We start from the raw sequence: 10,303 nt of genomic DNA, 5'->3' as shown, positions 1-10,303 counted from the left end.
GTAGTGGAGGAGGGGGCTGTGGTGGTTGTGGTGGTTGTGGTGGTTGCGGAGGGTAGTAAGCATGTCGTTTAATATAAAAATAGAGTATGAAAAATCTGATCATACATTCCATTCCAGTTGCAGCGAGTATGATATGGCTTGAAGTAGAATGCGGCACTTTGAATCCGCTCTCCCTAAAAGGACCTGACTTCCTCAAATTCTATTCAATCCTGTTCCTTGGATTCTATGCTTCAGTTGTTGTTCTAAAATTACTGAATGAAACCATTTCAAAAACAACATTATATGGCATAATGCTCATTTTTGTATTAGGAGTGGTAAAACTGACTAGAGGAATAATATTAGGAAAACCTGTCGGATTTTTATTCCTAATCTTGATATTGGAAGGGATTGTAGGACTGTTTCTTATGTCACAGTATGGTAAGAAAAAAATGAAATAACAGAAGTTCAAATTACAAAGATTCTGACAGAACAAAAACCAGAATTGGCTTATCCCGAATTCAGATTAGCTAATATCCGGATAAAAATAAGCCCGAGGCAAAACTGTTTCGGGCTTATCTATGCTAATATATAATACTCTTAGTTTATGAAATCACACCACTACCGATAAGTTCCTCATCCAGATACCATGATGCAAACTGGCCTTCAGCGATGGCACTCTGCGGCTCTTCAAATTCAACGTAGAATGCCTCTTCAAACTGATAGATAACGGCTTTCTGCAAAGGTTGCCTGTAGCGGAATCTGGCCATTACCTCCATCCTTTCCCCATTCTGAAGTCTCAGATCCTCACGAACCCAATGCAGTTCAGAATTGTCAATTTTTAACGCCTTTTTATACAGTCCCAGAAAGTGATTTCCTTCCCCTACAAAAAGAATATTGTTTTCCATATCTCTGGAAATAATGAAGCAGCTTTCTTTGTGACCACCAATTCCCAGACCTTTACTTTGTCCGATGGTAAAGAATTGAGCTCCCTGATGCTTCCCGATTACTTTTCCGTCAGATTTTTTATAATTGATTTTTCTTGACAGGAAATCAAGCTCTTCTTTTTTCGAAGAGAATTCAGGCTTTTCTTCAGCAAATAGAGGCGAGTCCTTAAAGATTTCTACAATTTCTCCTTCATTTGGCTTCAGTTGCTGCTGCAAAAATTGCGGAAGGCTAACTTTGCCGATAAAACACAGTCCCTGAGAATCTTTTTTATCTGCCGTAACCAATCCGATTTCTTTAGCAATTTCTCTTACCTGAGGCTTAGTGAGCTCTCCGATAGGAAATAAAGCTTTAGAAAGCTGATCCTGGCTTAGCTGACAAAGAAAATAAGACTGATCTTTATTATGATCTTTTCCGGCAAGAAGATGGAAAATTTCTTGGCCGTTTTCATCAAAGGTCGAATGAACTCTTGCATAATGTCCCGTGGCTACCTTGTCTGCGCCTAATGACATCGCCGTCTTCATAAACACATCGAATTTTACCTCTCTGTTGCAGAGAACATCAGGATTGGGAGTTCTCCCTTTCTCATATTCAGCGAACATATAATCCACGATACGTTCTTTATACAGCTCACTCATATCAATGACCTGGAAAGGAATTCCCAGTTTCTGCGCCACCATCAGCGCATCATTGCTGTCCTCAATCCAGGGACACTCATCTTCTAAGGTCACTGAAGCATCATTCCAGTTTCTCATAAACAACGCGACCACTTCATGTCCCTGCTGTTGCAGCAGATATGCGGTAACACTGGAATCTACACCTCCGGAGAGGCCTACTACTATTTTCATGTCTTTCAATTTTACGAAACTCTTAACGGGAGTTCTTAGTTTGATGCGGCAAAAATACAACTAAAAATATTCGTAAAAAAACCATAATTTTAAACATTGATAAAAACGATAGAAGTAAAAAGATGACCGTTTATTATCTTTTAACAGAGGTGAAAGCGCATCAATAACCATAAGCAAAATAACAATCTATGAAAAAATTTATTATAACAGTGATGCTGATGTGTTCAGGGTCAGCATTTTCCCAGATTTCAATAGGAACGCCGGCTCAAGAAAACAACCGGTGGACTTTTGGGGGTGGTATTGGACTAGGGTTCGGGAGCAATAGTAATTTTTATTTGCAGGCATCTCCAAGAGTAGGATATATGATTACCAATGATCTCGAAGGAGGTGTTGTAGGAAGTGTGTCCTGGCAAACCTCGGATTTTCATCGATCGACGATGTTTGGAGTAGGGCCGTTCGCTAATTATTATTTTGCCAGATCATTTTACATAGGGGCCAATCTTCAGCACTATTTTATCAACTATAAAGACAAGGTATACGATTATAAGGTCAATGAAGAAGAGACAGCCTTATATCTGGGTGGCGGATATATGCAGAGGATAGGAAATAATTCTTTTCTTCAGCTGGGATTGATGTATAATGTCCTTTATAAAGAGAGAACCAGTATTTTTTCAAGCGGGTTGATCCCCAATATAGGATTTGTAGTGGGACTTTAGTTAATTGTCACTTATCGTCTGATACAAAACAAAATCCGGAATGATTATTCCGGATTTTTTTTATGGATTGAATCTACTGAATTTCTAATAGATAATAAACCAGCTGGCTCCTCCCAAAGTATAATACTGGCCGCTGACAACAGCATTGGTATAGCTGGACAAATCGGCAACTATCGGTCCGCCACAGCTTTTCCCCATCCAGTAAAACCCTCCGATATTGGTCCCGGAGGTATCCTGAATTCCGAATTTCATACCGGACCACTGCGTGGGTGCCACCAAAACGGGAAGAACAGGAAAAATAGCAGGAGCCGTGTTGATAGACCATCCATTGATTAATGGAGTATCAGGAAATGAAGCATTAAAGGTATTGGAAGTATTAATGTTGTCACTGTAATAAGCCTGTGCAGGGGTAACACCGGGATTGGTAGAATAGGTCAGCTTGGAAAGGCCGGTGGAAGGTGCCGACTGAATACTGGGTGAGCAGTTTGCGGTAACAGATGCCGTATTGCTTCTCACAATATTATATTCTACATAATGAGGGGTGTAATTCTGTATGTAAAGATCTCCGGATATCTGTGCAGAAAGCCCAAACGAAACAAGACCTCCTGCCATTAAAAGTAACTTTTTCATAGTTTTAGTTTTCAGATTGATAGTTTTGATTAATTTGCTTGTTGTATTCTCCATATACCTGTACAGCCCAGGTAAGGACTTTCTCTTTGTCGCCGCCGGTCTGTTTTTCAATTTCTTTCATAGAAATTCCGGTAGAAGAAATAAGTTCCTTGGCAGCCGGTAGAAGCTTGTTCTTTTTGTAATCACTCAGTTCCATAGAGCTTGTTCTTTTTGCGTTAGCCGGTTCCTTTTCTATCACCACTTCTTTCATCGCTTTGTTGAATTTCTGAACCGCCTCCTGCTTGGAAACCGGAGTCGTGGTGGTGTTGGTTGCGATAGATTCATTAGTACATGAAATCATAGCGACTAAAGGAATGCTTAAAAGTAAAAATGCTTTTTTCATTGGATATTAGTTTTATGGGTGATAAAGTTAAATATTTTTATGAATTAATCCTTAATTAGTGAAAAAAATAAATATTTTTTAGTGATGAGATAAAAAAACACCAGGAGCAAAACTCCCGGTGTTTCATTATTTAATAATATATTCTATTAAGATTGAGACTTTTCAGTTGATTTTTTCGCTTTCTGCGTTTTTCCAACCAATGCATCTTTAGCTTCATTAAGGTCAAGAATTACGGTTTCCCCTTCATTTAATTGCTTGTTAACCAGCATTTCTGCCAATAAGTCCTCAATGTATTTCTGGATCGCACGTTTCAGAGGTCTTGCTCCGAAATCTTTGTCCCATCCTTTTTCAGAAATAAAGTCTTTGGCCTCATCAGTTAATTCCACTTTATAACCTAGCTTCTCTAGTCTTCCGTACAGCTTGTTCAGTTCAATATCAATGATTTTCTTGATATCATCCTGTACAAGAGAGTTGAAGATTACAATATCATCAATTCTATTTAAGAATTCAGGAGCAAATGCTTTCTTAAGGGCATTCTCAATGGTGCTTCTTGCTCTGGAATCTGAAGTCGTTTTCTTAGCTGAAGTTCCAAATCCTACACCATCTCCGAAATCTTTAAGGTCTCTTGTACCAATATTGGACGTGAGAATAATGATCGTATTTCTAAAGTCAATTTTTCTACCCAAGCTGTCTGTAACGTGACCTTCATCAAGAATCTGTAACAGGATATTGAATACATCCGGATGCGCTTTTTCAATCTCATCCAAAAGAACTACAGCATAAGGCTTTCTTCTCACTGCTTCAGTCAACTGACCTCCTTCTTCATATCCGACATACCCCGGAGGCGCTCCAACCAATCGTGAAACTGCAAATTTCTCCATGTATTCACTCATATCAATTCTGATAAGAGACTCATCAGATTCAAAAAGTTCTCTTGCCATTACTTTAGCAAGCTCGGTTTTACCAACGCCGGTTGTACCAAGGAAGATAAACGTACCGATCGGGCGGTTCGGATCTTTAAGGCCGGCTCTGTTTCTTTGGATCGCTTTGACAACTTTCTTCACAGCGTCTTCCTGACCGATTACCTTTCCGTTTAGCTTTTCATCCATCTGAGCCAGTTTATCAAGCTCATTCTTGCCGACTTTTGTTACAGGGACACCACTCATCATAGAAACCACTTCAGCTACATTTTCTTCACTCACGGTTTCTTTTTTCTCCTTCACATCTTTGTCCCATTTTTCCTGGGCAGCATTCAGTTCCATCTGAAGACGTTCCTCTTCATCTTTAAGCTTTCTGGCCTCAAGATAATCCTGGGCTTTTACAGCTTTTTGTTTCAGCTCTTTAATATCCTCAATTTTCTTTTCAAAATCGATGATCTCCGTAGGAACCTTCATATTTTTAATATACACCCGCGAACCGGCTTCATCCATAGCATCAATGGCTTTGTCTGGTAAGAAACGGTCCGTAATATATCTTGATGTCAGATTGACACAGGCTGTAATGGCTTCAGGAGTATAAATTACATTGTGATGCTCTTCATACTTATCTTTAATCTGGTTCAGGATCTGAATCGTTTCATCGATGGAAGTCGGTTCCACCATTACTTTCTGGAATCTTCTTTCTAAAGCTCCGTCTTTTTCAATATACTGACGGTATTCATCCAAAGTGGTTGCCCCGATGCATTGAATTTCTCCCCTTGCCAAAGCCGGTTTGAACATATTGGACGCATCTAAGCTTCCCGTAGAACTTCCTGCTCCTACAATGGTATGAAGCTCATCAATAAATAAGATGACGTCCCTGTTTTTCTCCAGTTCAGTCATGATTGCTTTCATTCTTTCTTCAAACTGACCACGGTATTTGGTCCCGGCTACCAGACTGGCAAGGTCCAAAGTAATCACACGTTTCCCGTAAAGAACTCTGGATACCTTCTTCTGCTGGATTCTTAAAGCCAGACCTTCTGCAATAGCAGACTTACCTACTCCCGGCTCCCCGATTAGAAGCGGGTTGTTTTTCTTTCTTCGTGATAAGATCTGAGAAACCCTCTCGATTTCTTTTTCTCGTCCGATGACAGGATCTAACTTTCCATCTCTTGCCAAAGAAGTAAGGTCTCTACCAAAGTTGTCCAGTGTAGGGGTTTTGCTTTTTGCAGAGCCTAAATTTCCCGTAGGCTTTCTCATCTGCTCAAATTCCTCTCTTTCATCATCGTCGTCATAGGCACTCATCTGTGGTGACTGCCCGGAATTTTTAAGCATCGTCTGATACTCTCTTGAAACACCCTCATAATCGATGTCATAAGCGCCCAGAATATTTGAAGTAGGATCCTCATATTTATAAAGAATACCCAAAAGCAGGTGAACGGTATTAATTTCATTGCTCTTGTATTGTCGGCATTCTAACTCCGCACGTTTGATCGCATGATCTGCCATCTTGGTGAAAGAAATATTGGTAACCTCCTCAGATATAGGATTAAGACTTGCTGTATTTAGAGTTTCAATTTTTCTTCTGATTTGTGTTAAATCCGCATTAAGGTTTTGAAGGATTTCTTTAGCAGAGTTTTCCGTTTTTATAATACCTAAAAGTAGATGTTCTGTATTGAGAAATTCACTTTTCAGCCTTTTAGCTTCGCTTTTGCTTTGTTTGAACACCTGGCTCAAACCTTGTGAAAACTTATAATCCATAATATATCTCATTAGAATAACGGCAACGTTGCCATTTATTCATTATCTAAATTACAAATATTTTACCAAAAATCAATTAATGACTTTATGGCAGAAAAAATTTTATTATCTTATTGAAAATGATTAAGTTTGTGATCCCTAAAATTTTTTCATGAATCCTGAAATTACTACGTACATCGGATATTCTGCTTCAGTTTTTATCGTGTTGAGTTTTATACTGAAAGATGTAAGAAAAATCAGAGTCGTTAATATGATCGGTTGTATCTGTTTTGTAATTTATGGCTTTTTTAGCGGACCGTTATGGCCGGTTATTATTCCTAACGGGCTTATCTGTTTTATCCAGATGTACCATTTGCTGTTTGGAAAAAAAGCTTGATGAAGAAAAAAATAATTACTTCTGCATTCAGTAATTTGTATACGGATCAGCGTATTGAAAAGGTGTGCCGCACCTTGCATGAAAATGGCTACCAGATTGATTTGATAGGAAATGACTGGAATGGGGCGGAAGAAATGAAACGTCCTTATCCTTTTACCAGAATCCACCTGGCTTCAAAAAGTTTGAAAACTGCTTATTTTGAATTTAACTGGAAATTGTACCGCGAGATAAAGAAAAGAGCGGATCACAATACAATTCTTCATGCCAATGATATTGATGCATTGATTCCCAATTTCCTTCTTGCCAGGAAACTTAATATTCCACTTGTCTTTGACAGTCATGAGATTTTTTCGGAAATGCCTGCAATTCAGGGCAAAATGTCACAAAAATTATGGAGGTATGTGGAAAAAACAATTATTCCCAAACTTCAGTTCATGATCACGGCAAGCGAAAGCTATGCGAAATGGTTTTATAAAAACTACGGAATTACGCCCGTCACAGTTCAAAATGCGCCCCGAAAGCTGAACTTTTCCCTGGAATTTCCTGAGAATAATCCTAAAGTTATTTTATACCAGGGAGCCATTAACCCCTTCCGTGGAATTGATAAGATGATTCTTGCCATGCACCATCTTGACCATGCAGTCCTGAAAATAGCTGGGGCTGGTCCACAAAAAAAACAATATGAAGATCTTGTGGGGAGAGAAAATCTTGCGCATAAAGTTCATTTTTTGGGAAAATATAAACCTGAGGACTTACGAAATGTTACACTCACCGCTGATTGTGGAATAAGCATCGAAGAAAACGGCGGGGAAAGTTATTATTACTCGCTGCCCAATAAAGTACTGGATTGTATTCAGGCGCGGGTTCCTCTTATTTTATCCAACCTCCCGGAAATGCAGAATATTAAAAGACAATTTGATATAGGGGAGATGATTAAAGACCATCAGCCGGAAAATATTGCATCAGCTGTCAGAAAGGTTTTAGATAAGGGAAGAGCTGGTTATCTCGGAGAACTGGAAAAGGCAGCGCAATTGCTTTGCTGGGAAAATGAAGAAGAAAAACTGCTTCAGGTTTTTGAAAAAGCGGCCGGATAAATAATTTTTACAAAATTGGTTATCTTTGTACCAAGTAATTTTGATTAAAATGACCATTAAAGAAAAACAGCAGGAAATAATAGACGAATTTGCGTTTCTGGACGACTGGGAACAGAAATACGAATATATTATTGATCTTGGAAAAGAGCTCAAAGGTTTGCCGGAAGATAAAAAAACCGATGAAAATCTGATTAAAGGCTGTCAGAGCAAAGTTTGGATTGATGCGGAATTCAAAGAAGGAAAACTGTTCTTTAATGCAGATTCTGACGGAATCCTACCAAAAGGAATCGTTTCTTTACTGGTAAGCATTTACAGCGGACACAGCACTCAGGAAATTTTGGATTCAGACTTTGCGTTTATCTCAGAAATCGGACTTCAGGAATTTCTTTCACCCTCCAGGGCTAATGGATTGATGGCGATGACCAAACAAATCAAATTCTATGCAGTTGCCTATCAATTGAAATCATAACCGTGGCCAGAATTTTAGCATACCGTTTTTCCGCATTCGGAGATGTCGCAATGACAGTCCCTGTTTTCAGAGAATTTCTGGAGCAAAATCCCGGCGTGGAAATTATTATGGTTTCCAGGAAAAATTTTGAAGCTTTATTTGAAGGAATACCCAATGTCAGATTTAAAGGGATAGACCTGGATGACTACAAAGGTCTTTTTGGACTGAGGAGATTGAGCAACGAGCTGATCCGGGAATTTAATCCCGACCTTATTGCCAATCTTCATGATGTAATCCGAACTAAGATTTTAGACAGAATCTACCGAAGAAAAGGGCTGAAGGTGTTCAAAATAAATAAAGGAAAGGAAGAAAAAGAACACCTTACAGATGTCTGGAATCTGGATAAAACTCAGCTGAAAAAGACCGTTGAGCGATATGCTGATGTGTTTCGGGAAATGGGTTTCCAGGTAGAGCTGTCCGAACAGCTAAGACCTGTTTCAGATCAAAAATCAGGAATTGGATTTGCTCCCTTTGCACAGCATAGAGGAAAAATGCTTCCTTTGGAAAAGTCATACGAGCTGGTCAGAATCCTGGCCAAAAAACATAAAGTGTTTTTTTTTGGAGGAGGAAACAAAGAAACGGAAACTCTTGAACAGTGGGAAAGCGAAATTCCTAATACGGAGAGCCTTTCCGGTAAATTGACCCTCAGGGAAGAACTTGATAAAATTGCAGGATTGGAATTGATGATCTCTATGGATTCTGCTAATATGCACCTTGCAAGCATAGTAGGAACAAGATGTATTTCTCTTTGGGGAGCCACACATCCTTATGCAGGCTTTTTAGGCTTTGGGCAGAGCGAGGATGATGTGGTTCAGGTAAAAGACCTTACCTGCAGACCCTGTTCTGTTTTCGGTGACAAAGAATGTTACAGAGGAGACTGGGCCTGCCTGGAAGAGTTTAATATACAGAAGGTTATTGATAAAATCTGATTGGTATGAAGCTTTCAATCTGCATTCCTGTATTTAATTTTGATGTCCGAGATCTTATCTTTGATTTAAAAAAGGAAATTGAAACTTCAGCAATTGAAGCTGAAATTATTGTCATTGATGATGCTTCAGCAGAAAAATTTAAACAGATTAACAGGGGAGTGGAAGAACAGGTGCACAACTTTGTTTTTCTGAAAGAAAATATTGGTCGTTCAAAGATCCGTAATCTTTTTCTGAAATTTTCTACGGGTGAATATCTGCTGTTTTTGGATTGTGACGGAAAGGTTATTGATCCGCAGTTCCTCAAGAAATATATTCAGTTTATCTATGAAAATCCTGAAACGCAGGTGATATATGGAGGCAGAAAAGTATTGGAGGCCGTCCCTGATCAGAATCATTATTTAAGATGGAAGTTCTCTGTTGAAAGAGAAAACCTTCCTGTGGTATTACGCCGGGGTAAATCCTATCTTAGTTTTCAGACCAATAATTTTGTGATTAAAAAGGAAGTACTTGAAAAAGTAATCTTTAATCCGGAATTTAAAAATTATGGGTATGAAGATCTTCTTTTTGCCATGGATCTGAAATCCGAAAAAATAAGAATTGACCATATTGATAATGCGATCCTGAATAATGATCTTGAAGAAAATTCTGTGTACCTTAATAAAGTAGAGGAGTCGGTAGAAAGCTTATCAAGGATGTTAAAAGATAAAAATCTTTATGATAAGCTATCGGATGTAAAATTGGTGAGATTGTACCAGCAGGTGAATCATACACCTTTTAAAGCCGCTTTAAAGTCTTTGTTTGCCATAGTGGAGAATAGGATAAAGGAAAACCTATTAAAAGGGAACGTAAGCCTTCGGTACCTGGATATTTACAAACTTGGGCTTCTGATAAGAAAGATGGCGTGAGCCGGTTAAATGTTTTTTGATTGTGAAATTTCTTGGAAAAAATAAACAAAAGAATTTGTTTCATAACTTTCTGATATTAGTTGAGGTTATTCTATGTAAACCATTCTTGCACAGGAGCAGGCTGAGAAAAAAGTATAAATAAGCCGTTTTCACTGGTTGTTAGACGGCTCGTTTATGGGTCTTGTTGATATAAATAGGCTTTAAATTCTAATTTAAGGGTAGTATCTCACTAACTGTGTAAGTTAAAAAGTTATTCTGGAAAATTTTGAGCCCTTACAGCTCAAAAAATTTTACGGAAATAACTTTTTATTATTTT

At 38.5% G+C, this 10,303-nt stretch carries 11 protein-coding genes; 7 read left to right on the top strand and 4 right to left on the bottom strand.

Annotated elements, in window-relative coordinates; translation table 11 throughout:
• Positions 1–86 precede the first annotated feature (86 nt).
• Positions 87–437 carry a hypothetical protein gene (locus DRF67_RS21115; protein ID WP_115930278.1) on the top strand — a complete coding sequence of 117 codons (351 nt, stop codon included), beginning with the start codon at positions 87–89 and terminating at the stop codon, positions 435–437.
• A 144-nt stretch (positions 438–581) separates the two neighbouring features.
• On the opposite strand, the gene mnmA is transcribed toward DRF67_RS21115, so the two are convergent.
• Positions 582–1,769: a tRNA 2-thiouridine(34) synthase MnmA gene (gene mnmA / locus DRF67_RS21110; protein WP_115930277.1), complete on the bottom strand. Its 1,188-nt coding sequence runs from the start codon at positions 1,767–1,769 to the stop codon at positions 582–584.
• A gap of 188 nt (positions 1,770–1,957) precedes the next feature.
• On the opposite strand from mnmA, the gene DRF67_RS21105 reads away from it, so the two are divergent.
• Positions 1,958–2,485: a hypothetical protein gene (locus DRF67_RS21105; RefSeq protein WP_115930276.1), complete on the top strand. Its 528-nt coding sequence runs from the start codon at positions 1,958–1,960 to the stop codon at positions 2,483–2,485.
• 84 nt (positions 2,486–2,569) lie between these two features.
• On the opposite strand, the gene DRF67_RS21100 is transcribed toward DRF67_RS21105, so the two are convergent.
• The 3 genes from DRF67_RS21100 to DRF67_RS21090 form a co-directional block, all read right to left on the bottom strand.
• A complete protein-coding gene (locus tag DRF67_RS21100; RefSeq protein WP_123912807.1) occupies positions 2,570–3,115 on the bottom strand; it encodes a hypothetical protein in 546 nt (181 codons plus the stop codon).
• Positions 3,116–3,119: 4 nt separating this feature from the next.
• Positions 3,120–3,497, bottom strand: a complete 378-nt coding sequence (locus DRF67_RS21095) for a hypothetical protein (RefSeq protein WP_115930274.1) — start codon at positions 3,495–3,497, stop codon at positions 3,120–3,122.
• 146 nt (positions 3,498–3,643) lie between these two features.
• The gene (locus DRF67_RS21090) at positions 3,644–6,175 is read right to left on the bottom strand and encodes an ATP-dependent Clp protease ATP-binding subunit (RefSeq protein ID WP_115930280.1); all 2,532 of its coding nucleotides are present in this window, start codon (positions 6,173–6,175) and stop codon (positions 3,644–3,646) included.
• Between the two features lie 151 nt (positions 6,176–6,326).
• Here DRF67_RS21090 and DRF67_RS21085 point away from each other — a divergent pair, with 151 nt between their 5' ends.
• The 5 genes from DRF67_RS21085 to DRF67_RS21065 are packed head-to-tail and all read left to right on the top strand — an operon-like array spanning position 6,327 to position 9,987.
• The gene (locus DRF67_RS21085; protein ID WP_115930273.1) at positions 6,327–6,551 is read left to right on the top strand and encodes a uroporphyrinogen decarboxylase; all 225 of its coding nucleotides are present in this window, start codon (positions 6,327–6,329) and stop codon (positions 6,549–6,551) included.
• Positions 6,551–7,645: a glycosyltransferase family 4 protein gene (locus DRF67_RS21080; protein WP_115930272.1), complete on the top strand. Its 1,095-nt coding sequence runs from the start codon at positions 6,551–6,553 to the stop codon at positions 7,643–7,645. The genes DRF67_RS21085 and DRF67_RS21080 overlap by 1 nt, the downstream gene beginning before the upstream one ends.
• Before the next feature lie 49 nt (positions 7,646–7,694).
• Positions 7,695–8,114: a SufE family protein gene (locus DRF67_RS21075; protein ID WP_115930271.1), complete on the top strand. Its 420-nt coding sequence runs from the start codon at positions 7,695–7,697 to the stop codon at positions 8,112–8,114.
• 2 nt (positions 8,115–8,116) lie between these two features.
• Positions 8,117–9,082 carry a glycosyltransferase family 9 protein gene (locus DRF67_RS21070; protein WP_228435881.1) on the top strand — a complete coding sequence of 322 codons (966 nt, stop codon included), beginning with the start codon at positions 8,117–8,119 and terminating at the stop codon, positions 9,080–9,082.
• A 5-nt stretch (positions 9,083–9,087) separates the two neighbouring features.
• Positions 9,088–9,987 (top strand): glycosyltransferase family 2 protein, encoded by a 900-nt coding sequence (locus DRF67_RS21065; RefSeq protein WP_115930270.1) that lies wholly within the window; start codon positions 9,088–9,090, stop codon positions 9,985–9,987.
• Positions 9,988–10,303 lie beyond the last annotated feature (316 nt).

It is taken from the genome of Chryseobacterium pennipullorum (assembly GCF_003384725.1).
Taxonomy (GTDB): Bacteria; Bacteroidota; Bacteroidia; order Flavobacteriales; family Weeksellaceae; genus Chryseobacterium; species Chryseobacterium pennipullorum.
Note: the sequence above shows the minus strand (reverse complement) of the source record. Positions and strands in the feature narration are given on the sequence as shown.